Raw genomic sequence first — 23,353 nt, 5'->3', positions numbered from 1 at the left:
CATGCCACGCATTAACCTCCTCCCCTGGCGCGAAGCCGAGCGCAAGAGACGACAACGCGACTTCCTGATTGCCGTTGGCTGTGCAATCGGTGTGGGTGCTTTGGTCTTTGGCCTGCTCGCCTTTGTTTATGGTCAGCGGATCGATCATCAGCTCGAGCGCAACGCGCGTCTCGAAGCCGAGATCGTCGAACTGGAAAAAAGCATTACCGAAATCGACGGACTTGAGCGGCAGAAAGAACGTCTGCTGGCGCGCATGGAAATTATTGAGCGGCTGCAAGGCAGTCGCCCGGAAATCGTCCATTTGTTCGACGAAATCACGCGTCAGTTACCGGAAGGCGTTTACCTCACCGGAATGAAGCAAAGCGGCAAAGACGTGGAGCTTACCGGCATCGCGCAATCGTCGACCCGCGTATCGGCCTTGATGCGGCGCATTGATGCCTCCGAATGGCTTACCGACCCCAGCGTTGTGCGGGTTGAGACCACTGAAGCCGGACCGGGCCGCCAGGCGGAATTCGTAGTGACGCTGAAGCAGATTGAACGCAAGGACGAAGACATGGAGGACGCAGGATGAACCTCGTAGAGGAGCTCAAGAGTCTTGACGTCAATGATGTTGGTCGTTGGCCGCTGCCGTTCCGCGTTGCTGTCATAGTCCTGGCGTTCGTACTGGTGGTTGGCATCGGCTGGTACTACAAGATCAATCAGGACATGGCGCCGCGTTTGCAGCGCGCCCAGTCTGACGAACAGACGCTGCGTGTGACCTTCGAAAACAAACAACGCAAAGCAGCCAACTACGACGCTTACCGCGCGCAATTGACGCAAATGGAACAGTCTTTCGGCACCATGCTGCGCCAGTTGCCGGGTGAAACCGAGATTCCCAGCCTGATTGTCGATATTTCACAAACCGGACTGGCCGCTGGTCTGCAAGAGAAACTGTTCCAGCCGCAGCCCGAAGTACCGAAAGACTTTTACGCTGAGAAGCCGATCAAGATCAGCTTGTCAGGCGGCTACCACGAGATTGCCAACTTCGTGAGCGGCGTCGCTGCATTGCCACGTATCGTGACTCTGCACGACATCATCATTACCCCTGACAACGCAGACAATTTTGACAGGTTGACGATGGAAGTAACGGCCAAGACATACCGGTATCTGGAAGAGGAGGCGGATTGAGAATGAAAGCTTCCTTCAGAATAACGGCACTGACACTGTTCGCGGCCTCGCTGGCTGCTTGCGGCGGCAATATGGATGACCTCAATCAATACATTGATGCCACCAAAGCACGTCCGGGTGGGCGCATAGAACCACTGCCGGAAATCAAGCCATACGAAGTGTTTACCTACGTTGCGGATGCCGAAGGGCATCGTTCGCCATTTGTTCCGGATTCGCCGCAAGCGGCGGCGGGCGGCGTTGGCAATGACACGCGCCCTGATCGGGAGCGCAGTCGCGAGTACCTTGAGGAATTTCCTTTGGATTCCTTGCGCATGGTCGGAACCATGGAGCTCGGTGGTACGAATTACGGCTTGGTGCAAACACCGGCCGGAATTATCGAGCGCGTGGTGCCTGGCAATTACATCGGTCAAAACGACGGACGAATTGTCCGCGTCACGGAATCTGAAATCGAACTGGTAGAGATTATTTCAGACGGGATCGGCGGCTACCTCGAGCGGGAAGCAGCTGTAGTTCTGACGAACTAGTGCCTGAATGAATCTGGGAGTAAAGGGAATGACGTTCAAAAACAAGCCGGCCAACGGCAATAACTTCCGTCGTTCGGTGACGAAATTCACTGTGACGATTCAGGCTGCGTTGCTGCTGCTCACGGGCGCCTATGCGACTGCGCAGGAAGACGGAAACCAACTGCAGGATATTCAGGTGCAGAGTTTGCCTGGCCAGCGTGTTGAATTGCGTTTGATTATGCGAGACGCAGCGCCTGAGCCTCTGGCTTTCACCATTGAAGATCCGGCCAGAATAGCGCTTGATCTGCCAGAAACCGCGCTTGGCATGACTTCGCGCCGTCGCAACGTCAACATGGGCCCGCTCGATACCGTGTTGACTGCCGAAGCAGGCGGTCGTACCCGCGTCGTTCTTAATCTCGACCAGATGGTGAGTTACGAAACCCGCCGCAGTGGCAACACGATTTACGTAACGCTCGGTACTGATTCCGGCGACGCTGCCGTAACGGCACGATTCGAAGGCTCGCAAGCCGCTCCCAGCAGCGCGCCTCGCTCTTATGCCGCCAGCGGTGCACGTCGAATTGATGCCGTGGACTTCCGTCGGACCAGCAGCGGCGGTGGCCGGGTCATGATCAACCTTAGCGATCCGTCTACCCCTGTCGACATTCGTCAGGAAGGTGGCCGAGTCGTCGCAATATTCAAGGATACTGCATTGCCGGACGAGCTGATGCGCCGCCTGGACGTGCTGGATTTCGCCACACCTGTTTCCACGGTTGATGCGCTGCGCACCAACAACGACACACGAATCGTGATTTCAGCCAGTGGCAAGTACGAGCAACTGGCGTATCAGTCAGACAATGAGTTTGCAATCGAGATCAATCCTGCTCCGGAAGAAGAGCAAGGTGCGAGTTTGTTCTCGGAAAACAAAGAATACGAAGGCCAACGCCTGACTCTGAACTTCCAGGACATCGAAACCCGGGCTGTTCTGCAGCTGCTGGCCGAAACGTCGGGTCGCAATATCGTGGTTTCAGACACTGTGCAGGGCAACGTAACTTTGCGCTTGCGCAACGTACCCTGGGATCAGGCCCTCGATATCGTCATGACCACCAAGGGTCTTGATATGCGCGAGAATGGCAATGTCATCATCGTTGCCCCGTCCGAAGAGATTGCTGCTCGTGAAACCGCGGATCTCGAAGCGCGCCAGGCCATTACCGAGCTGGAACCGCTGTACTCTGAATTCCTGCAGGTCAACTACGCGAAGGCCTCCGATCTCGCGACGTTGATCGGTACGGGCGGCAGTGACCGAACGCTGTTGTCCGCACGTGGCACGGTAGCGATCGACGAGCGTACAAACACACTGCTGATTTACGACACCGCCGAGCGTTTGCAGGACATTCGCCGTCTGGTCAGAACTCTGGATATTCCGATTCGCCAGGTACTGATCGAGTCTCGCATCGTCGTCGTTAACGATGACTTCAGTCGCGATCTGGGTGTGCGTATGGGCTTTACCGGCGTTCGCTCAAACAGCAGCGATGGCATCATCTCTGTCACAGGCTCAGGCGACGGTAGTGCCACTATCGTTGATTCCGCCGTCGACAACCTCGCCAACTCGGGTCAGGCATTCCCGGTAGCGGCGCCTGCCTTGAACAACCGTTACGCGGTCAATGTCCCCATTGATAACGCTGCCGGGCGTCTTGCGCTGGCGGTACTCGATTCAGACTACATTGTGGATCTGGAGCTGACCGCACTCGAAGCAGAAGGTCGCGGTGAAATCATCTCCACGCCGCGCATCATTACCGCTAACCAGAAAGAAGCGCGTATCGAGCAGGGTGTTGAGGTGCCGTTCCAGGAATCCGCATCGTCCGGCGCAACGACTACGCAGTTCAAGAAGGCCGTACTGAGCCTGACCGTAACTCCGCAGATCACGCCGGATGACAACATCATCATGGACCTGATCGTGAGCAAGGATAACGTGGGTGAGCTGGTTGCCAGCGCCACCGGCGGTTTTGTTCCGAGTATCGATACCCGGTCGGTAGAGACGCAGGTCCTGGTACGCGACGGGCAAACGGTCGTTTTGGGCGGTATCTACGAAACCGAACGCCGCGAAACAGTCAACAAGGTGCCGTTGCTGGGTGATATCCCGGGCTTTGGCTACCTGTTCCGCTCGACACAGAACGTATCGAACAAGGCGGAGTTACTGATTTTCGTAACGCCACGCATCCTTACCGAAGGATCGAGTATTTACTAGCCACGGATGCACTCCGTTTGGGCCTGGAGCTTAAGGAATTGGAAAGATGAGCATAATCAAGAGACTCACAACACTGGCAGTGACGCTGGTACTCGTGGCTTGCGGAGGCAGTGGCAGTGGTTTTGCGACCGATCCGACGGTGGACCCGACTGACCCGACGGTCACACCCGTGTCTGCTGTGACCGTATTGGCCAGCAGCCCGACAATGCAGTCAGACAACAGCCAGTCGTTGACCATCAGCGTTATCGTGCGTGATGAAAACAACGTCGCGATGGAAGACGTGACCGTAGTCATGTCGGCTGATTCCGGTTTCCTGACAATAGTCAACGCTGTTACCGACGCCAGCGGCATAGCGACCGCCACACTGAACAATGGTGGTGATCCAACCAATCGCCCCATTACGGTGACGGCAGATGCACGCGGAGTAACGGGCAGTGTCACGGTCAACGTAGTCGGAACAAGCCTGGAGATGACCGGTCCGGCCGCTTTGTCACAAAGTGACGACGCGGTTTACACAGTGGTATTGACCGATGCTGCTGGTGACGGCATCCCGGGTGAAACCATCACTGTAACGTCTGATAACGGCAATACCCTGTCGGCGGCATCACTGACTACGGATAACTCCGGGCAGGCCCAATTCCAGATGACAGCAACTGCACCAGGCGCTGATGTGCTGACCGCGACTGCGCTCGGTTTGCAGGCGATCCGGAACGTCAACGTGTCCGACGACAGTTTCGCGCTGACTGCGCCCGCAGCAGGCGCGCAGATCGCCTTGAACACACCAACCACAGTTACTCTCAACTGGTCAGTAGGCGGAGTTCCACAGGCAGGCCAGACGATCGGCTTCAGTTCAACACGTGGCACTTTGAGTAGCCCGACAGCAACGACGGATGCAGCCGGCAACGCGAGCGTAACGATCCAGTCAACCAATGCGGGCGGAGCTGTAATCGAAGCAACAAATTCGGCCGGCACGAGCACGCAGGCCACCGTTCAGTTTATTGCGACTGCACCGAACAATATCGAGGTACAGGCATCGCCGTTCACCATTGGGCCCAACGACCAGTCAGCGATCACAGCGATAGTTCGTGATGCCGCAAATAACCTGGTAACAGGCGCAACCGTGGTCTTCGAACTGGACGATGTTACTGGCGGACAACTGTCAGTAGGTTCGGCGCAGACGAACAATCAGGGCCGGGCATCGACCTTCTATACCTCGAGCTCAACAACTTCGGCCAACAACGGTGTGCGTATTACTGCAACCGTTCAATCTGATCCGACCATCACCGATGACGTAGAGCTCACCGTTGCACAGCGTGAATTGTTTATCTCCATCGGTACCGGTAACACAATCTTTGAACCGAACAGTGCCCAGTACCGCAAGGAATTCGTGGTTCAGGTGAGTGACTCTCAAGGTAACGGAGTCGAGGGTGTTACCGTGCAATCCGGCATACTCTCTGACTTTTACTACAAGGGTTACCACACCTATGTTGACCCAAGGTGGGTGCCTGTTTACTCGGCAGCTGGTCCCTGCGCGGATGAAGACGTAAACCGCAATGGTGTTCTGGATCCGGGTGAAGACTTCAATAACAGCGGTCGAATTGAAGCAGGTAACATTGCTTCCGTTGTAGCGCAGTCGGGAACCGGCGGTACCTTCACCACCGACTCGGGTGGTTTCGGTATCATCGACGTGTATTACCCGCAAGAGTTTGCATACTGGGTTGACGTTACCTTGACTGCAACAACGTCCGTCCAGGGAACGGAATTTGCTGAATCGAGCAAGTTCCGTCTGCCGGGTTCTGCAGAAGACTTTAGCGACGAAGACACGGATCCGCCGGGTAACCCCAGCCCCTTCGGCCAAAGCGATACCTGCGCTAATACGCTATAACCTGTAATCTTCAGAAAGCCAGCCCGTGTGGGCTGGCTTTCTCCTATTACGAAATAAAATGAAGAAACCGAACAATCTGTTTCTCGTTGGCCCTATGGGCGCGGGCAAGTCTGCTGTTGGTCGTCAACTCGCCAAGCTGTTGCATCTCGAGTTTGTGGATAGCGACGACGAGATTGAAGAACGCACCGGTGTGGACATTCCGTTCATATTCGAGAAGGAAGGCGAAGAGGGCTTTCGCAAGCGCGAAGCCAAGGTCATCGATGACTTGTCGCAGCGCGAGGGCATCGTAATGGCGACCGGCGGTGGCGCCATCCTCGACTCGCAAAGCCGCAACCGCCTGGGTGCACGCGGGTTCGTCGTCTATCTTTACACTAGCGTGGATCAGCAACGCGAGCGCACACAGCGTGGCCGGGAACGACCACTGCTGGAGAAAGGTGAGCCGCGGGAGGTGCTGGAGTCCCTGATGGCAACCCGCGATCCGCTGTACCGCGAAATCGCCGATCTGGTGGTAACGACGGACGGACGTCGCGTGCAAACCGTCGCCAAGGAAATTCATTCGGCATTGTAAGGGTCAGCGCCGGCGGTAATCTGTTCGGCCACCGCCCCATTCAGTACACTGTGCAGTAATCACTGGACAGGATATTACCTTGACGGCCACTCCCACCCTCTCCGTCTCGCTTGGCGAACGCAGTTACCCAATCTACATTGGCAGCGGATTACTGGCTGCCGGTTTCGATCTGACGAAATTCGTGCGCGGCCCGGCTGCGCTGATTGTCAGCAACGAAACGGTAGCGCCGTTGTACCTCGACAAGGTACTTGGACTGCTGCCCTCCCGCAAAGTCAGACACCTGAACCTTCGCGATGGCGAGGCCTACAAGAATCTGCAGTCTGTCAGTGAGATTCTCGACGAACTTGCGACCAGCGGTGCTGGCCGGGACACCACGGTCATAGCGCTTGGCGGTGGGGTTGTAGGCGATATCAGCGGCTTTGCGGCGGCGACCTACATGCGCGGTGTTCCGTTCATCCAGATTCCAACAACGCTGCTGTCGCAGGTGGACTCGTCGGTCGGTGGCAAGACCGGGGTCAATCACGAACGGGGCAAGAACCTTATCGGGGCCTTCTATCAGCCCGGGCTGGTCCTGATTGATACCGATACCTTGCAGACCCTCCCTCACCGTGAGCTCAGCGCCGGCCTGGCCGAAGTCATCAAGCACGGTGCCATCGTGGATGCCGGCTTTTTTCGCTGGCTGGAAGAAAATATCGAAACCCTGATTGCCCGCGATCCGGATGCCCTGGCGTACGCGATTCGTCGTTGTTGCGAGATCAAAGCTGCGGTGGTGGCAGAGGATGAGCGTGAGCACGGTCGTCGGGCTCTGCTCAATTTCGGGCATACCTTTGGCCACGCAATCGAGAACAACCTTGGCTACGGCGAATGGTTGCACGGCGAAGCCGTAGCGGCTGGCATGGTCATGGCGGCGCGCCTGAGTGGCCTGGCGGATGCACAGTTGCAGCGCTTGCAGAATTTGCTGGTTGCGGCACGGTTGCCGGTCGCGCCACCGCCCATCGGGGCGACGACGATGCGGGCAGCCATGGGCTTGGACAAAAAGATACAGGACAACCGACTTCGGTTCGTACTGCTGCGCGAACTGGGCGACGCATATCTGGATGCCGACGTCGATGAATCGCGGCTGGACGACGTACTCGCTCAGGCGGGTCCGTGACCAGAGAGCCAGTGAACGGTATGCCGCTAGAGCCTTACGCGGCGCACGAACAGCAAAGTCGCGGGCGACGTTATCCCGAGAGCCCTGCGGCGTATCGCGGTGAGTACCAGCGCGACCGGGATCGCATCGTTCACTCCACCGGCTTCAGGCGCCTCGTCTACAAGACCCAGGTGTTCGTCAACCATGAAGGCGACCTTTACCGAACCCGGCTTACGCATTCACTGGAAGTCGCCCAGATTGCCCGCACCGTTGCCCGAGCGCTCAACCTGAATGAAGCGCTGGTCGAGGCAATCAGTCTCGCGCACGATCTTGGGCATACGCCATTCGGCCACGCGGGCCAGGATACGCTCAATGCCTGCATGCGGGATTACGGCGGTTTCGAACACAATCTGCAGTCGTTGCGCACTGTGGATGAGCTCGAAGCCAAATACGCCGATTTTCCCGGGCTGAACCTGATGTTCGAGACCCGCGAGGGGATACTCAAGCATTGCTCTCGGCGTAATGCGCGCGACCTGGGCGATGTCGGTCAACGTTTCCTGGACCGTCGCCAGCCAAGCCTGGAGGCGCAGATCGCAAACATTGCCGACGCAATTGCCTACAATAATCACGATGTTGACGATGGCTATCGTGCCCAACTGATCAGTATAGATGGCTTGCGCTCGCAAACCCTGTTCGCGCGTGGCTATGACGAGGTTCAGCACAAATACCCGGACCTTGACGACCGGCGGTTTATTTACGAAATCATCCGCCGGATGATTGATCGGGTGGTCAGCGACCTGATCGAAACGACCCGGGCACGCCTGCAAGAGGCAAACGTCCGCTCGATTGATGAGGTACGCGCACAAGCCGAACCGCTGGTTTCGCTCAGCGATAGTGTGCTCCAGGAACACCAGGACCTGAAACGGTACTTGTTCAGGAATCTCTACCAACATGAAAAAGTGCTGGCGATGACCCGTCAGGCGCAACGCATGATCGAGGTCCTGTTTGAGCGCTACATGGCGGTACCCGGCGAAATGCCGGACGAGTTTTCTCTCATCGCCGTCGCTGGCAATCAGGACGGCCGAGCCCGCGTGGTCGCGGACTACATCGCCGGAATGACGGACCGCTACGCGATCGCCGAGTACGAGCGTCTGCAGTAACCGACCCTGATCGCGGTCCAGGTCGCCCGCCGGACACGCCGCCGGCAAATTTCGTTACAATGCGCCGCCTGCCACGTTACCCGGAGCGCCCAAGCTGTGACCAACACGAGTATAGACTCGAAAGACCGACTCATATTTGCGCTGGATGTGCCCGATTGCGCCACGGCGCGGCAGCTTGCCGACGATCTCGGTGATTCCGTGAGTTTCTATAAGATCGGCCTAGAGCTGATGATGAGTGGCGGCTATTTTGAGCTCATGGACTGGCTGCTCGCCCGCGACAAAAAAGTGTTTGCGGACCTGAAATTTTTCGATATTCCGGCCACGGTTGGTTCGGCTGTGCGGTCGTTACAAGACCGCGGCGCGAGCTTCGTGACCGTGCATGGCAACCAGTCGATCATGGAAGCAGCCGCCGAGAACAAGGGCGACGAGCTGAAAGTGCTTGCGGTCACCGTATTGACGAGCCTGGATCGTGGCGACCTGGACGACCTTGGCTTCGATTGTGATATCGAAGCGCTGGTCCTGTCACGCGCGCGGCGCGCTCTCGAAGCCGGCTGTGACGGGGTGATTTCCTCCGGCCTGGAGGCGCCGAAGCTGCGCGAATTTATTGATTCACGGCTGATGGTGATCACGCCGGGTATCCGCCCTGTATCCAATCAGCCCGACGGTGACCAAAAGCGCGTCGTCAGCGTCGAACAGGCGTTCAGCAACGGCGCCGATCACATCGTTGTCGGCCGGCCCATTCGCGATGCGGACAGTCCGCGCGCGGCAGCAGAAGCAATACAGGCGACGATTGCCTCGATTTTCGGTAGCCACTGATGACAACTGTACTGAAGAATGACTTGTTGCTGCGTGCCTTAAGGCGCCAGCCCGTACCCCGGACACCCGTCTGGATCATGCGTCAGGCCGGCCGTTATTTGCCGGAGTACCGGGCTGTGCGCGAACAGGCCGGCGACTTCATGAGCCTGTGCTCAAATCCGGAGCTGGCTTGCGAGGTTACGCTGCAACCCCTGCGCCGTTTCAAGCTCGACGCCGCGATTCTGTTCTCCGACATCCTGACCATCCCGGATGCACTCGGGCTGGAGCTGTACTTCGAAACGGGAGAAGGCCCAAAGTTCCGCAAACCGCTGCGAAATTCCAGCGATATTCGCCGAATTGCGCCTATCGACATCGAAAGTCGCCTGCAGTACGTGTTCGCTGCAGTCGCCCTGATCCGGCAACAACTGGCCGGTGAAGTGCCGCTGATCGGTTTCTCGGGCAGCCCGTGGACGGTCGCTACCTACATGGTTGAAGGCGGCTCCAGCCGGGACTTCCCACGGACCCTGGGACTGGCGAAAGAACAACCGGCGCTGCTCGACGAACTGCTGAGTACGCTGGTCAGCAAGACTACGAATTACCTCAACGCGCAGATCGAGTCGGGCGCACAGGCCATCCAGATCTTCGACACCTGGGGCGGTGCTCTTGAGGGCGACGACTACCGGCGGTACTCGCTGGAACCCATGCAGCGCATCCTCGATGGCTTGATTCGGGAACGTGACGGCCACAAGGTGCCGGTGATCCTGTTTACCAAGGGTGCTGGCGAGCGGCTGGCAACGATGGCGGACACCGGTTGTGACGCACTCGGCGTCGACTGGACCACGACGCTGGCCGAAGCGCGAGATTACACGGCCGACAAGGTCGCCTTACAGGGCAACCTGAATCCGGCAGTGCTCAAGGAATCGCACACGGCGATACGCGAAGGCGTTGCCGGCGTGCTTGCCAGTTACGGCACCGGACCGGGTCATGTGTTCAATCTCGGGCATGGCATAACGCCGGATGTGAAACCGGAACACCTGGGCGTACTGGTTGATGCCGTGCATGAGCTGAGCCCGGCTTACCACAGCGAATAAACGCCGCCGACGGCTTGTTACTCGTCGCGCAATTCCCGGCGCAGGATTTTGCCCACGTTGGTTTTCGGCAGCTCTTGCCGAAACACGACTTCTTTCGGCACCTTGTAGCCGGTCATGTTCTCGCGGCAGTACGCGATGATCTGTTCTGCAGTCAGTGACGGGTCTTTACGAACCACGAACAGTTTGACGACCTCGCCGGACTTGTCGTGTGGCGCACCGACAGCTGCCACTTCGAGTACGCCGTCCAGCTCCGAGACGATGCCTTCAATCTCATTCGGGTAAACGTTGAATCCGGACACCAGGATCATGTCCTTCTTGCGGTCCTCGATAAAGACAAAGCCGTCTGCATTCATCCGGCCGACGTCGCCGGTACGCAGCCAGCCGCCATCAAACATCACAGCGGCCGTGTCTTCCGGGCGTTGCCAGTAGCCCGCCATCACCTGTGGCCCGCGGATGCAGATTTCGCCAATCTCGTCATACGCCAGCTTCTTGCCATCGTCAGTACAGATGCAGACGTCTGTGGACGAAATCGGCAGGCCGATCGCTTTACTGAAGCTCTTGATATTCACGGGGTTAATGATCGCAGCAGGGGACGTCTCGGTGAGTCCGTAAGCCTGCACGATGGTCTTGCCGGTGATCTCCTGCCAGCGCTTCGCAACGCTTTCCTGCACGGCCATGCCGCCACCGACGGTCAACGCAAGGTGGCTGAAATCGATGTTCCCGAAGCCGGGTGTGTTTACCAGCCCGGCGAACAGGGTGTTGACGCCGGTGATGTAGACAAACGGGTGTTTGCCCATTTCCTTGACGAAGCCCGGCATGTCGCGCGGGTTGGTAATGAGGATGTTGTGGCCGCCTTCCAGCAGGATGCCGAGGCAGTTCGCCTCCAGTGAAAAGATGTGATAAAGCGGCAACGCGGTGATCGCGACCAGGTTGTCGATCTTGTCAAAAACGCCGCCCTGCCAGGCCTGACCCTGATGAACGTTGTACACCATGTTGCGGTGGCTCAGCATGGCACCCTTGGATACGCCGGTAGTGCCGCCCGTGTATTGCAGAAAGGCGATGTCAGCATAGCCGAGCTGCATCGGTGCAAGGTCCTGTGCGGCGCCGGCGCGCAGCGCGTCGTTCATTGTGACGGCAGTTGGCAACTTGTACGCCGGAACCGCCCGTTTAACGTACTTCAGTACCAGGTTGACGATAGCGCCCTTGGGAAACGACAGGCAATCGCCGACCTGCGTGGTAATGACGTGCTGCACGTCGGTCTCGGCGATCACCTCCTCAAGTACGGAGGCGAAGTTATCGAGTATTACAATGGCGCAGGCGCCGGAGTCTTTTAGCTGGTGCTTCAGTTCGCGTGCTGTGTATAACGGGTTTACATTGACCGCAACCAGCCCTGCGCGAAACAGGCCGAACAGTGCCACCGGGTACTGCAGTACGTTGGGCAGCATGATAGCCACGCGTTGGCCCTTCACCAGTCCAAGGTTTTTTTGCAGGTAAGCGGCAAAATCCCGCGACTTCTGGTCAAGGTCGCGGTGACTGAAGGTGGTGCCCATACAGGTGTACGCGGGCCGGTCGGCAAACTTGTGCAGACAGTGGTTGATCATGTCCAGCAAGGACTTGTAGGGCGGTTCCGGCACTTCTGCCGGTACGCCTTCGGGGTAGGACTTCAGCCAGGGTTTATCCACGCAGCTATTTTCCTTTTGGTGATGCGCTGCCCGAGTGCTGTCAGCGCCTAGTTTGCGGCGGGTTGGCCGCTCATCTCTTTGGGGTCAGTGTTTAGTGCTTGTTCAATTACCGGCCATGCGTTGTCGAGCAGGATCGGTTGTGCGCTGGCGTTCGGGTGTATGCCATCGTCCTGCATCAATGATTCGTCGAGCGCGACACCTTGCATAAAGAACTCGATCCACGGCAACGAGTATTCTTCCGCGAGGTCACGATAGACTTTTTCAAAGGACTGAGTATAACGTGGCCCATAATTGCTTGGGATACGAATCCCCAGTAACACCACTTCGGCATTAGCTGACTGACTGGCTTCAATCATCGACGCAAGATTGCTTTTCAGTCGCGCCGGCGGGAAACCTCGCAGACCGTCATTACCACCCAATTCCAGTACGACCACGGCCGGAGCGTGGGTCTCCAGCTCCGATTTGATACGCACAGCGCCGCCTTCACTGGTCTCCCCGGATATGCTGGCGTTCACGACCCGATGTTCGTAACCTTGTTCTCGCAGCCTGCTTTGCAACAAAGCAGCCCAAGACTGGTCAACGTCTATGCCATAACCGGCACTAAGACTGTCGCCGACAATCATTACAACTGGAGAGTCAGTCGCGTAGCCGTCTGCTGCCACTAACAACAGCAACAGGGAAAGTATTTTTCGCATGTCGAACCTATCTAGCTCCGCCGGCGCCGTGCTGGCCGCAAATAACGTCAGCAAGCAGGTTACCAGTCCCGAAGGCAATCTGACCATTTTGTCCGATGTCAGTTTCAGTATCGACAAAGGTCAGTCCGTTGCCATCGTGGGTGCATCAGGTGCCGGCAAATCGACGTTGCTCGGTCTGCTCGCTGGCCTGGACCTGCCGACCAGCGGAGAAATATGGCTGAACGGCGCCAATATGACCGCTCTTGACGAAGATGGTCGGGCCGCGATCCGGGCCGCGCACGTTGGCTTTGTGTTCCAGTCATTTCACCTGGTGCCATCATTGAACGCGCTGGAAAACGTCATGCTGCCGCTGGAGCTGGCAGGCAGTGATGCACCACGCGCCGCGGCCGAGCGAATTCTGGCGGAAGTCGGGCTGGCGGATCGGCGCACCCACTACCCTTCGCAGCTCTCTGGTGGCGAAAAGCAGCGCGTAGCGATTGCACGCGCATTTGCTACCGAGCCCGCGGTGTTGTTCGCCGATGAACCCACTGGCAATCTGGATGCACGGACTGGCGAACTGATCATGAACCTGATGTTCGATCTCAACAGCAACTCGTCGACCACGCTGGTGCTGGTAACGCATGACTCGTCACTCGCAAGTCGTTGCGAACGGGAAATTATTCTCGACGCAGGCAAGTTGTTGAGTGACCGCAGGAACGACGCATGAGATCCCTTGCCTTTGCCCTTCGCAGTTTCGGTCGCGAGCTACGTTCCGGCGAAGTGCTGGTGCTGCTCGCCGCCGTGGCGCTGGCCGTTGCGGCGCTCACCGCCGTCGGATTTCTGACTGACCGCATAGGCAAAGCGGTGGCCAGGCAAGCGAACGAAGTGCTGGCTGCTGATTTGCGCCTGCGTTCGCCCGAGCCGGTGCCCGATTTGTGGCGTGAGTTGGCCGATGAATACAATTTGCAGACCGCGGACACGCAAAGCTTTCCGAGCGTCGTTTTTGCCGGCGATGAGAGTGTGCTCGCGTCCATCAAAGGCGTGAGCAGCGGTTACCCGCTGCGCGGCAAGGTCCGCGTTGCCGACCAGCTGTTTGGCGAACAACACGAGGTCGACGTTGTGCCAGCGCCCGGCACCGTCTGGGCCGATGCCGCGATACTCGCAAGACTTGGCTTGCAGGTCGGCGATGCGCTGTCAGTCGGTGAATCGGAGCTGCAGGTTGGCGCTGTGCTGACATACCGCCCTGATCAGTCCATTGGCTTCGCATCGCTGGCTCCGTCGCTGCTCATGAATCTGCAGGACCTGCCGGCAACTCAACTGATCAGCGAAGGCAGCCGGGTCGGCTATGCCTTGCTGGTCGCTGGTGACGATGACGACGTCGACGCTTACTACACCGCCATCGAAGACGAACTGCCTGAATCCGTGCGTGTTCGAAATCGCGAGGACTCCAGTGATCGTGCCGGCAACGCAGCGGATCGCGCGCAACGCTTTCTGTCGCTGACCGCCATTATCAGCCTGTTGCTGAGCGCCGTTGCGATCGCAATGTCGGCACGGCGTTTCGCCCACAGGCGCATGGACACAGTTGCCCTGATGAAAAGTCTCGGCGCGAAACAGAGCTTCGTCATAGTCGCGGCATCCGTGCAGCTCGTGTTGCTGGGGATTGTGGGTGTCGTACTTGGCAGCGCCATCGGCTTCGTTGTCGAATGGGTCATTACCGGCATGCTGGCAGATCTGTTCGCCTCGGACCTTCCGGAACCGGGCCTGCAGCCGGTGTTTCTCGGTTCCGGTGCCGCCCTGGTGCTGCTCGTCGGTTTCGCCCTGCCATCCCTCATACAATTGCGTAACACGCCGCCGCTGCGGGTATTGCGGCACGATGCCATGCCGCCGGCACCGTCGCGTTTGTTCGTTGCCGGCACCTCGCTATGTGCGGTCGCTTTGCTGCTGTACTGGGCCATCGGCGACGCGCTCATGCTGGTGATCGTGCTTGGCGGCATGTTGCTGGTGTCAGCCGCCCTGTACGTTGCCGGTCGCGGCCTGGTTTCCCTGATGGGCTATTCGCGTGGCGGGGTTGGTATTGCCTGGCGCTACGGTCTGGCGAACGTGGCGCGCCGGGGGCGGGACAGTGCCGTGCAGGTTGTTGCCTTCGGCCTGGGGCTGACGGTTCTGTTGCTGCTGACCTTTGTCCGCACGGATTTGCTGGCCGGCTGGCAACAGACCCTGGATGAAGATGCGCCGAACCACTTTCTGATCAATATTCAGTCGGCCGAACGCGGCGGCATTGCCGGCATCTTCCAGGAGAATGGCATCGCGGCACCGGAATTCGTGCCGCTGGTGCGTGCGCGCATGACGTCCATCAACGGTGAAGACGTTAAGTCCCGCGAATACCCGACTGAGGACGGTCGCTGGCAGGCGAACCGCGAAGCCAATCTGACTTTTGCCGAAACCCTGAGTGCCAGCAATGAACTGGTCAGCGGCGAATGGTGGGAGCCGGACTACGCGGGCCCGCCGCTGGTTTCGGTCGAAGAAGAAGCGGCGCTGGAGATGGGCATCGCGCTGGGTGATCGGTTCCGCTTCCTGGTCGCCGGGCAGAGCGTCGAAGTCACGGTCGCCAGTTTCCGCCGTGTGAACTGGGACTCGTTCCAGCCTAACTTTTTCATGGTCCTGTCGCCGGGTGCACTGGACGGTTTGCCGACCACATTCGTAGCGAGTTTGCGTGTTGATGACACTCAGAATGACGTGCTGCTGAAGCTCGTGCGGGCACACCCGACCGTGTCCGTGATCGACCTGGACGCGATCCTGGAGCAGGTCAAAGGCATCATCGACAAGGCCAGCCTCGCTGTGCAGGCGGTATTCGTGTTCACGCTTGCCGCTGGCATAGCCGTGTTGTTTGCGGCCGTGCAATCGACGATTGATGAGCGCCGTTTCGAGAGTGCGATGCTGCGTGCCCTCGGTGTGCGCAGGCGGACCGTGCTGTCCGGCGTGCTGACGGAGTTTGCGGCGCTCGGCTTCGCGGCGGGCTTGCTCGCGGCCGCTGGTGCCTCGATTCTGGCTGCCGTGATATCGGTCCGCTTGTTCGATCTGGATTTCAGCTTCAATCCGGCGCTGTGGGTCTCCGGTCTGCTGGGCGGTGTCATGCTGGTTTGTATCAGTGGTTATCTCGCCGCGCGCAGCGCCATCAACGCTCCGCCTATCGAGGTATTACGGAGTGCCTGATGTGAGCAACCACCGTGGATAGTGGCGAACGCCTCTCTTGCGGCATTGTGCTCGGTCGGCCGACAGACGACGGCTGGTACACACTGATGCTGCGCGCGTGGCGCATCTGGGACTTTCCGAAAGGCATGTGCGAACCCGGCGAGACGCCGCTGCAGGCTGCCAGGCGCGAGGTCGCCGAGGAAACCGGCATCCGCGAACTCGCGCTGCAATGGGGCGATACGGCGATAGACACCGGGCCGTACAACCGCGGCAAGACGGCACGCTATTACCTTGCAAGCACCCGGGAAGACAAAGTGGAAATGGGCATCTCCCCGCTGACCGGCCGGCCCGAGCACCACGAATACCGCTGGATGACCTTTGACGAGGCCTATGACATTTCCTCGCCACGCGTGCGCAGCGTGGTGGTTTGGGCGCGGCAAATTATCGGTACATAGGCGCCTTAGTCGATTCTGTTCCGGCGCTCGCCGCGCAAAAATGCCTCAATATTGCCCGCCAGCTGCTCGACTGAGTGCTGGCGTGCTTCGCGCGTTGCCCACGCGATGTGCGGGGTCACGAACAGTCGTGGATTGTCGGACTCCAGCAACGGGTCGCCGTTGCTCGGCGGCTCCTCATTCAGTACGTCAACAGCGGCCCCGGCAATTTGTCCGGCATCAATTGCACTCACCAGTGCCGACGAATCCACCAGTCCGCCGCGAGCGGTGTTGATCAGAATGGCGTTGTTCTTCATGAGCGCCAGTTCGCGGTTGCCGATCAGGCCCGCCGTTTGATCATTCAGCGGGCAATGCAACGAGATGACATCCGCCGATTGCAGGAGTTCGTCGAACGGAATGCGACCGTCGTCAGCACCCGCTGCGCCCGCCCGCCGTGCGAACAAGACTTGCATGCCAAAGAACTCTGCCGCCCGGGCGACGGCGCTGCCGAGGTTACCGCTGCCAACTATGCCCATCGTCATTGCGGACAGTTCTCGCAACGGGTAATCGAGCATGCAGAACTGTGCAGACTCTTGCCAGGCGCCCGTGCGTATCGCCGCGTTGTACTGATGCAGGTTGTGGGTCAGTGTCAGCAGCGCGCCGAAAACGTGTTCGACAACTGACTGCGTGCAGTAGGCGGTTACATTGCACACGGCGATGCCCTGTTCGCGAGCGGCGTCGAGGTCGATATTGTCCACGCCCGTGGCGGTCAGGCCGATGCAACGCAGCTTGCTGGCTTGTCGCAGTATCGCGCGGTCAAGCTTCACCTTGTTCAGCAATACTATTTCGGCATCGCGAATACGCTCGACCACCTGTGATGGCGTGGTTGTATCGTATATGCGCAAGTTGGGCAGCACGTTCAGCAACGGCGTAGAGTCAAGTTCGTCTGCGCCGAGGGTGGCAAAATCGAGGAACGTCGCGTTCATCCGTACTGAGGTATCCTTAACCTTGGCATGTGGCAGTGAGCGACAAACAATGGGCGAACCCTTCTGGAAACTCAAGTCGCTCGCGCAGATGTCGGCAGACGAATGGGAGTCGTTATGCGACGGTTGTGCGCTGTGTTGTTTGCAGAAGCTGGAGGACGAGGATACCGGCCAGATTTACTACACTGACCTGGCCTGCCGGCTGCTGGATATCGGCGCCTGCCGCTGCACTGACTACGCAAACCGTGCCCGGCGGGTATCGAGTTGCCTTGCGCTCAGTGCGGATAAACCGGAAGAATTTCAGTGGCTGCCCGGCAGTTGCGCCTACCGGCGCTTGGCCGAAGGCAAGGACTTGCCGGAGTGGCATCCGTTGCTGAGCGGCGACCCGGAGTCGGTACACAGGGCCGGCATATCGGTGCGCGGCAAAGCCGTATCTGAACGCGATACCAGCGAGTGGACGGTGTTGCGCAAACTGGGTGAAAACGGAGAGCAGGAATAGATGAAAGAACAGGCGTCTGTGCCGTTGGCAGACTGGCGGGAGTTCAGCCCTCTGGAAATGCAGCAACGAGCCACCGAGTTTTATGAAGATGTGCGCCGGCGACGTACTGTCCGGGATTTCTCCGCGCGGGCCGTGCCGCGTGAACTGATTGAAACCGCTTTGCGGGCCGCCGGTACGGCGCCGAGTGGCGCGAATCTCCAGCCATGGCATTTCGTCGCTGTCAGTCAGCCGGACTGCAAACGGCGTATTCGGGTTGCGGCCGAAGCAGAAGAAAAGGAGTTTTATGAACACCGGGCATCAGCTGAGTGGCTGGAAGCACTGAAGCCTCTCGGTACTGACACGAACAAGCCGTTTCTGGAAACAGCGCCGTGGCTGATCGCCGTGTTCCTCAGGAAGTACGATATTCGGGCCGATGGCAGCAAGGTCAAGCACTACTACCCCGCCGAATCTACCGGGCTGGCGACAGGGCTGCTGATCACCGCGTTGCACCGCGCCGGCCTCGCCTGCCTGACACACACGCCGAGTCCGATGAGTTTTCTGAATGAAATTCTCGATAGGCCCAAAAGCGAGCGACCGTTCTTGTTGCTGGTCACCGGTTACCCGGCTGACGATGCCCGCGTGCCGGATATCAGTCGCAAGCCGCTGAACGATTACGTATCGTTTATAGAGGACTGATCCGTCGCAACCGCCTAGCCCGTATTCTGCAAACCTTGCGCAATGCCGTTCACGGTTGCAAGCAGGGCCTCGAACAATTCCTGGTCTTCGCAGCCCGTCGCGCGCCAGCGCTTCAGCAGGTCCACCTGCATCATGCTCATCGGGTCCACATACGGATTCCGTAACATGATCGTCCGTTGCAGTGTGACGTCACCTTCGAGTAGCTCGTGGTGATCCGAGTATTTCAGGATCAGCTCGCGGGTCAGTTCAAACTCGGCCTTGATGATCGGGAAAAATTCTCCGTGCAGGTCGCCCGCGAGTGCCGAATACACTTCGGCAATTCCGAGGTCGGCTTTGGCCAGCACCATTTCAACATCCGCGGTGAGGGCGCGCATGAAGTACCACTCGCGGAACATGGTACGAAAAGCTTCAACGTCGAATTTCTCTGCGGCAGCGGCAAGACCGCTGCCAAAGCCAAACCAGCCCGGCAGGATGTGGCGGCTCTGGGTCCAGGAAAATACCCAGGGAATCGCCCGCAGGTCATTGACCCCACCGCCGGAACGGCGCGATGACGGTCGTGAGCCGATACGCATGCGCTCGATCAGGTCGATTGGCGTTGCTTTGCGAAAGTAATCGTAGAAGCGTTCGGTGTCGTATACGAGCCCGCGGTATTTCTGCCGGCTGACATCGGCGATGACCTGCATCATCGTGTGCCACTCGGGTAAATCACTGCCGCGATGCAAGGGCATGGCGGTGGCGAGTGCGACAGACCCTGCGGCTTGCTCCAAGGTACGCAGCGCGATACCGCGCAGACCGTACTTTTCGTTGATGATCTCGCCCTGCTCCGTTACCCGCAGATGACCATTGACGGTGCCGGGAGGCGAACCCAGTACGGCCGCGTGCGTCTTGCCGCCGCCACGGCTGATCGTGCCACCACGACCGTGAAACAGGTGCAGCGTGATGTCTTCTTCTTTCACGGATTCGACGAGCGCCAGTTGCGCATTCTGCAAAGCCCAGCGGGCTGCAGTGAGGCCCGAATCCTTGTTGCTGTCGGAGTAACCGATCATCACGGTCTGGGTGTCATTGCGCTGGCGCAAATGACCCCGGTACAAATCGTTGCGCAGCAAGTCGTTCAGAATTTGCGGACCGTTGTCGAGATCGGCGACGGTCTCCAGCAACGGTGCCACGTCCAAAGGCACTTCACCACGGCGGTTGTGCAGTTCGCTCCAGTTAGCGAGGAGCAGGACTGACAGGATGTCGTCGGCGCCCTGCGTCATACTGACGATGAACGGTCCGATTGCTTCCTTGCCGTATTTCCGCCGGCAGAAACTGATAGCCTGGAATACCGCCAGCGTCTTGCGTGCGGCAATGCTTTGTTGCACGGGCGGAGGGTCCTTCATCTCGATGGCTTCGACAATCCTGGCTGCCCGGTCCGCAGGGCTCCAGGTCAGCCAGTCTTCGATACCCAGACATTCACCGATCACCTGCCGGTGCAGCAGAGCATCCTGCCGTACATCCAGCGTAACCAGGTGGAAACCGAAGGTATCAATGCGCCTCAGCAGTCGCCGCACGGCAAACAGACCGGCGTGCTGGCCGTTATTGTCGACGAGGCTGCGTGCCAGCATGTCGATATCGGCGCGAAACTGTTTCGCCGACTCATACGGAAAAGCCGCATCATCGTAGGTGGCCTGCAGGCGTTGCTGCACAAGTCGCAACAAAACCCGGTAAGGCATGTCGCGATGTCTTACGGGTACGGCGTGATAGGCATTCGGAAACTCGACCCGGTACTGCTCAATGCGTTGCAGTACGTCTTCATTGACCGCCACCCGCAGACTGGATTGACTGAGCTTGGCCGACAACGATGCGCATTCACGGTAGTAGAGATCGAGAATAAGCGAGCGTTGCCGTGCCATTGTGGAGCGTATCGTCTTGGCATTGACGTTCGGGTTGCCATCCATATCGCCGCCAACCCAGGACGCGAAATGCACGATATTGGGTACCTTGATACCTTCGCCGTCTTTGCCGTACACGCGTTTGGCGGCTGCTTCGATGTCTTCGTAGAACGGCGGGATGGCCCGGTACAACACATCGGTTACGAAAAACAGAACATGCTCCAGCTCGTCCGCAACCGTCATTTGCTCGGAGGGATGTTCCGCCGTTTGCCAGCCGGTCGCCACTTCGAGCTTGATGTTTTCGATGGCCGCATAGGTTTCCTGGGCGGTCATGGTTGGGTTCAGCATGTCGATCAGCCGCCGGACGATGCGTTGCTCCTTGCGCAGGATTGTGCGTCGCGTCGGCTCTGTGGGGTGTGCGGTGAATACCGGTTCGATGTGCAATTGCTGTAGCAACGCCTGGAGCTGGTCGACGTCGAGGCCCGCGGCCTTGAGCTTGACCATGGTCTCTTCCAGCCCGCCAGGCTGGTACTGCCCCACTTCCTGCAGGTACTCGCGCCGCCGCCGAATGCGGTGAACCTTTTCCGCGGTATTGACCATCTGGAAATAGGTGGAAAACGCGCGGATGACTTCCAGCGCCAGCGAATTGTCGAGGTTGCTGACGAGGTCAACGAGCCGTTCGTCTTCCTTCTCGTTGCCTTCCCGGCGCCGGATCGAACGCAAGCGTGCCGCTTCGACAATTTCGAACAGCTCCTCGCCGCCCTGTTCCGTCAGTAGTTCGCCAACCAGGGTACCGAGCGTACGTACGTCGTCGCGTAGCGCCTGATCCTTGTCTTCAAAAGTTATGTCTTGCCTGCGCACTGGATTGATACCTGTTGGTAGTGGTCAACGCGGGTCAATCGCGAAAGTTTTCATATTGCAGAGGAATCTCGGTGTCCGTGTCCTTGAGCAAACTGATCACGGCTTGCAGGTCATCGCGTTTTTTGCCGGTGATGCGCAACTTGTCACCTTGAATGGCAGTCTGAACCTTGAGTTTGCTGGCCTTGATGGTTTTCACGAGACGCTTGGCCAGTAAAGTATCGATGCCCTTTTTCATAACGATTTTCTGGCGGGCTTCATGCAGCGACTTTTCGACGCTCTGTGGATCCATGCAGCCTACATCTATGCCGCGTTTGGCCATCTTCTGGCGCAACACATCCAGCATCTGGTTGAGTTGAAAATCCGATTTGGTCGTCATCTGAATGACGTCGTCTTCAAACACGAACTTGGCGTCACTGCCCTTGAAGTCGAAACGGGTTTCCACTTCTCTGTTGGCCTGGTCCACAGCGTTGCGGACTTCAAATATCTCGAACTCGCTGACTACATCAAACGATGGCATGCGGGTGCTCCTGGCGGTTGGGGCTTTATGCGCCGGGCTTAATGGCGGCGGTTGTGCTGCTGGGTTTGGCGGGTTCGGCCAGCAGAGTTTCGATCAGGCTGGTCATTTCTGTGGTCAATACTTTGTAATGTTCGCCAGTACCGGGGCCGCTGAAGCCAGTGTGAATCTTGCGCACGCGGCCGCTGCGATCAATAAAGATCGTTGTCGGGAAAGCGTGCACGGCGTCCAGTGACGGCAGAGTTTCTGCTGCCTCAGACTTGCTGGATGTCCCTGCAATCAGCGTCGTGTAGGCGATATTGAATTTCTCACGGAACAGCGTCACTTGCTCTCCGGCCAGCGTCGGATCGTCGAAGTGCTCGTACATCAGTGCGACAACCTCCAGCCCTTTGCTTCGGTACTTTTCATACAGTGGCGCCATGAAGCGCGCTTCGTCATGACTGTTCGGGCACCAGCTGCCGGCCAACGTCACAACCACGACCTTGCCCGCAAAGCGCTCGTTATCCAGCGACACTGTCTTGCCATCAAGGTCTGGAAACGCGAACTCAAAGCGCTCGTAACCGGGCTTCAGGTGTGTGAGCTGATACGGGTCGGGCAGCTTCGCATTGGTATTGCGTGCGGCTGACCAGGTTTGATGCCAGGAAGTGCCCGACCAGAAATCGGCATTGGTGATCTTGTTGCCATCGATAGTTCCTGAAAACAGGAAGGCGTGCGCACCGTCAAACGTTGACAGATTGAACGAGTTGTTACGCACAAAGCCGGTCAGGTAGCGGTAATCGCCGCTGGCATTGAGAAAGGTGCCGAACAGGCGCGACCCTCGTTGCGAAAACTCACCGACACTGGCTGTGTTGCTGCCGTCCGCTTCATGAAACTGCACTGCCCAGCGGCCGGAAAGGTCGTGCACGCTGCTGCCACTTGCCGGATCGCTGCGTTGAGCGCCAGCGGTCGCGACAAACGGCATCGACTGGGTCGCGCCTTTGCTCTTGACCAGAATGAGTTCGCCGACCAGTTTGCCGTTAACGATGCGTGCGCGGATTTCACTGTTAAAAGCGGGGAAACGCAGCAGGAGTAAGCCATCTTTATAACTGACCTCCCGAATTACCACGCGCTCGGGACCATTGATCAGACTGGCACTGTAGCGCTCGTCTTTGCGGCTGATTTCTATTCCCGCGTCGATTTCTCCGCCAGGCAGGGTGATGCCGGCATGCCAGAAGCCCACCGGTAGCGGCGGTTCGCCAGCAATTTCGCTGGGTTCCGGCCCGCAGCCGCTAACCATGAAAATGGCGAGTAGCGGTACAAGAAGTCGCGTGGAAAAAGATCTCATCACTGTGTCGGCGGCCCGTTGTTAATGTCGGGACTGCAAGTTTAACGCAGTCGCGGACCCGATCCAGAGATAACTCGCAAGCGGCAGTTGCGGCGCGACCG

21 protein-coding genes are annotated in these 23,353 nt (G+C 58.5%); 15 read left to right on the top strand and 6 right to left on the bottom strand.

All coding sequences use genetic code 11. From position 1 onward, the window contains the following. Position 1 precedes the first annotated feature (1 nt). From BA177_RS17905 to hemE, 10 genes are all read left to right on the top strand, one after another. Positions 2-571, top strand: a complete 570-nt coding sequence (locus BA177_RS17905; RefSeq protein ID WP_068618506.1) for a PilN domain-containing protein — start codon at positions 2-4, stop codon at positions 569-571. After that, positions 568-1,167 carry a type IV pilus inner membrane component PilO gene (locus tag BA177_RS17900; RefSeq protein WP_068618503.1) on the top strand — a complete coding sequence of 200 codons (600 nt, stop codon included), beginning with the start codon at positions 568-570 and terminating at the stop codon, positions 1,165-1,167. Before BA177_RS17905 ends, BA177_RS17900 begins: the two co-directional genes overlap by 4 nt. 2 nt (positions 1,168-1,169) lie before the next feature. After that, on the top strand, positions 1,170-1,691 hold the full coding sequence (locus tag BA177_RS17895) for a pilus assembly protein PilP (protein WP_068618501.1): 522 nt from the start codon (positions 1,170-1,172) through the stop codon (positions 1,689-1,691). A 28-nt stretch (positions 1,692-1,719) separates the two neighbouring features. Then, the gene (gene pilQ / locus BA177_RS17890) at positions 1,720-3,915 is read left to right on the top strand and encodes a type IV pilus secretin PilQ (protein ID WP_156762906.1); all 2,196 of its coding nucleotides are present in this window, start codon (positions 1,720-1,722) and stop codon (positions 3,913-3,915) included. Between the two features lie 46 nt (positions 3,916-3,961). Further along, positions 3,962-5,800: an Ig-like domain-containing protein gene (locus BA177_RS17885; RefSeq protein WP_068618499.1), complete on the top strand. Its 1,839-nt coding sequence runs from the start codon at positions 3,962-3,964 to the stop codon at positions 5,798-5,800. 58 nt (positions 5,801-5,858) lie between these two features. After that, the gene (aroK, locus tag BA177_RS17880) at positions 5,859-6,368 is read left to right on the top strand and encodes a shikimate kinase AroK (protein ID WP_068618496.1); all 510 of its coding nucleotides are present in this window, start codon (positions 5,859-5,861) and stop codon (positions 6,366-6,368) included. A 79-nt stretch (positions 6,369-6,447) separates the two neighbouring features. Beyond that, entirely contained in the window at positions 6,448-7,521 is a 1,074-nt protein-coding gene (gene aroB / locus BA177_RS17875) for a 3-dehydroquinate synthase (protein WP_068618494.1), read from the top strand. Positions 7,522-7,541: 20 nt separating this feature from the next. After that, entirely contained in the window at positions 7,542-8,660 is a 1,119-nt protein-coding gene (locus tag BA177_RS17870; RefSeq protein WP_068619642.1) for a deoxyguanosinetriphosphate triphosphohydrolase, read from the top strand. Between the two features lie 96 nt (positions 8,661-8,756). Further along, the gene (gene pyrF / locus BA177_RS17865) at positions 8,757-9,476 is read left to right on the top strand and encodes an orotidine-5'-phosphate decarboxylase (protein WP_068618492.1); all 720 of its coding nucleotides are present in this window, start codon (positions 8,757-8,759) and stop codon (positions 9,474-9,476) included. Next, on the top strand, positions 9,476-10,546 hold the full coding sequence (gene hemE, locus BA177_RS17860; protein ID WP_068618490.1) for a uroporphyrinogen decarboxylase: 1,071 nt from the start codon (positions 9,476-9,478) through the stop codon (positions 10,544-10,546). Before pyrF ends, hemE begins: the two co-directional genes overlap by 1 nt. Positions 10,547-10,563: 17 nt before the next feature. Here the strand turns inward: hemE and BA177_RS17855 are convergent, their stop codons facing one another. Then, complete coding sequence (locus BA177_RS17855; protein ID WP_068618487.1) at positions 10,564-12,228, bottom strand: AMP-binding protein; 1,665 nt, start codon at positions 12,226-12,228, stop codon at positions 10,564-10,566. A 47-nt stretch (positions 12,229-12,275) separates the two neighbouring features. Further along, positions 12,276-12,923 carry an arylesterase gene (locus BA177_RS17850; RefSeq protein WP_068618485.1) on the bottom strand — a complete coding sequence of 216 codons (648 nt, stop codon included), beginning with the start codon at positions 12,921-12,923 and terminating at the stop codon, positions 12,276-12,278. On the opposite strand from BA177_RS17850, the gene BA177_RS17845 reads away from it, so the two are divergent. Genes BA177_RS17845 through BA177_RS17835 form a run of 3 tightly spaced genes read left to right on the top strand, consistent with a single transcriptional unit; the run spans position 12,922 to position 16,549 of the window. Further along, entirely contained in the window at positions 12,922-13,629 is a 708-nt protein-coding gene (locus tag BA177_RS17845; RefSeq protein WP_068618483.1) for an ABC transporter ATP-binding protein, read from the top strand. The two genes, BA177_RS17850 and BA177_RS17845, sit on opposite strands and share 2 nt — an antisense overlap. After that, positions 13,626-16,115, top strand: a complete 2,490-nt coding sequence (locus tag BA177_RS17840) for an ABC transporter permease (protein ID WP_068618481.1) — start codon at positions 13,626-13,628, stop codon at positions 16,113-16,115. Before BA177_RS17845 ends, BA177_RS17840 begins: the two co-directional genes overlap by 4 nt. 14 nt (positions 16,116-16,129) lie before the next feature. Further along, the gene (locus BA177_RS17835; protein ID WP_068618478.1) at positions 16,130-16,549 is read left to right on the top strand and encodes an NUDIX domain-containing protein; all 420 of its coding nucleotides are present in this window, start codon (positions 16,130-16,132) and stop codon (positions 16,547-16,549) included. 5 nt (positions 16,550-16,554) lie between these two features. Here BA177_RS17835 and BA177_RS17830 read toward each other — a convergent pair whose 3' ends face one another. Beyond that, positions 16,555-17,511, bottom strand: coding sequence for a D-2-hydroxyacid dehydrogenase (locus tag BA177_RS17830; protein WP_068618476.1), 957 nt, complete (start codon positions 17,509-17,511; stop codon positions 16,555-16,557). Positions 17,512-17,560: 49 nt separating this feature from the next. Here BA177_RS17830 and BA177_RS17825 point away from each other — a divergent pair, with 49 nt between their 5' ends. Both BA177_RS17825 and BA177_RS17820 read left to right on the top strand, forming a co-directional pair. Beyond that, positions 17,561-18,007 carry a YcgN family cysteine cluster protein gene (locus BA177_RS17825; RefSeq protein ID WP_068618474.1) on the top strand — a complete coding sequence of 149 codons (447 nt, stop codon included), beginning with the start codon at positions 17,561-17,563 and terminating at the stop codon, positions 18,005-18,007. Beyond that, on the top strand, positions 18,008-18,682 hold the full coding sequence (locus BA177_RS17820; RefSeq protein WP_068618472.1) for a nitroreductase family protein: 675 nt from the start codon (positions 18,008-18,010) through the stop codon (positions 18,680-18,682). A gap of 14 nt (positions 18,683-18,696) precedes the next feature. Here the strand turns inward: BA177_RS17820 and ppc are convergent, their stop codons facing one another. The 3 genes from ppc to BA177_RS17805 are packed head-to-tail and all read right to left on the bottom strand — an operon-like array spanning position 18,697 to position 23,252. Next, on the bottom strand, positions 18,697-21,414 hold the full coding sequence (gene ppc / locus BA177_RS17815) for a phosphoenolpyruvate carboxylase (protein ID WP_068618470.1): 2,718 nt from the start codon (positions 21,412-21,414) through the stop codon (positions 18,697-18,699). 34 nt (positions 21,415-21,448) lie between these two features. Next, a complete protein-coding gene (locus BA177_RS17810) occupies positions 21,449-21,931 on the bottom strand; it encodes a YajQ family cyclic di-GMP-binding protein (RefSeq protein ID WP_068618468.1) in 483 nt (160 codons plus the stop codon). Positions 21,932-21,956: 25 nt separating this feature from the next. After that, entirely contained in the window at positions 21,957-23,252 is a 1,296-nt protein-coding gene (locus BA177_RS17805; protein ID WP_068619640.1) for a TlpA disulfide reductase family protein, read from the bottom strand. Positions 23,253-23,353 lie beyond the last annotated feature (101 nt).

The sequence above is a fragment of the Woeseia oceani genome (genome assembly GCF_001677435.1).
Lineage (GTDB): Bacteria > Pseudomonadota > Gammaproteobacteria > Steroidobacterales > Woeseiaceae > Woeseia > Woeseia oceani.
This window is presented reverse-complemented; position numbering and strand designations above follow the sequence as displayed.

What these genes read in the sequence shown, in the direction of transcription:
- BA177_RS17830 (WP_068618476.1), bottom strand. Translation starts at nt 17,511, where the DNA reads ATGAACGCGACGTTCCTCGATTTTGCCACCCTCGGCGCAGACGAACTT.
- BA177_RS17850 (WP_068618485.1), bottom strand. Translation starts at nt 12,923, where the DNA reads ATGCGAAAAATACTTTCCCTGTTGCTGTTGTTAGTGGCAGCAGACGGC.
- BA177_RS17805 (WP_068619640.1), bottom strand. Translation starts at nt 23,252, where the DNA reads ATGAGATCTTTTTCCACGCGACTTCTTGTACCGCTACTCGCCATTTTC.
- hemE (WP_068618490.1), top strand. Translation starts at nt 9,476, where the DNA reads ATGACAACTGTACTGAAGAATGACTTGTTGCTGCGTGCCTTAAGGCGC.
- BA177_RS17900 (WP_068618503.1), top strand. Translation starts at nt 568, where the DNA reads ATGAACCTCGTAGAGGAGCTCAAGAGTCTTGACGTCAATGATGTTGGT.
- BA177_RS17825 (WP_068618474.1), top strand. Translation starts at nt 17,561, where the DNA reads ATGGGCGAACCCTTCTGGAAACTCAAGTCGCTCGCGCAGATGTCGGCA.
- BA177_RS17810 (WP_068618468.1), bottom strand. Translation starts at nt 21,931, where the DNA reads ATGCCATCGTTTGATGTAGTCAGCGAGTTCGAGATATTTGAAGTCCGC.
- aroK (WP_068618496.1), top strand. Translation starts at nt 5,859, where the DNA reads ATGAAGAAACCGAACAATCTGTTTCTCGTTGGCCCTATGGGCGCGGGC.
- BA177_RS17820 (WP_068618472.1), top strand. Translation starts at nt 18,008, where the DNA reads ATGAAAGAACAGGCGTCTGTGCCGTTGGCAGACTGGCGGGAGTTCAGC.
- BA177_RS17870 (WP_068619642.1), top strand. Translation starts at nt 7,542, where the DNA reads ATGCCGCTAGAGCCTTACGCGGCGCACGAACAGCAAAGTCGCGGGCGA.
- BA177_RS17845 (WP_068618483.1), top strand. Translation starts at nt 12,922, where the DNA reads ATGTCGAACCTATCTAGCTCCGCCGGCGCCGTGCTGGCCGCAAATAAC.
- BA177_RS17905 (WP_068618506.1), top strand. Translation starts at nt 2, where the DNA reads ATGCCACGCATTAACCTCCTCCCCTGGCGCGAAGCCGAGCGCAAGAGA.
- BA177_RS17885 (WP_068618499.1), top strand. Translation starts at nt 3,962, where the DNA reads ATGAGCATAATCAAGAGACTCACAACACTGGCAGTGACGCTGGTACTC.
- BA177_RS17895 (WP_068618501.1), top strand. Translation starts at nt 1,170, where the DNA reads ATGAAAGCTTCCTTCAGAATAACGGCACTGACACTGTTCGCGGCCTCG.
- BA177_RS17840 (WP_068618481.1), top strand. Translation starts at nt 13,626, where the DNA reads ATGAGATCCCTTGCCTTTGCCCTTCGCAGTTTCGGTCGCGAGCTACGT.
- pilQ (WP_156762906.1), top strand. Translation starts at nt 1,720, where the DNA reads ATGACGTTCAAAAACAAGCCGGCCAACGGCAATAACTTCCGTCGTTCG.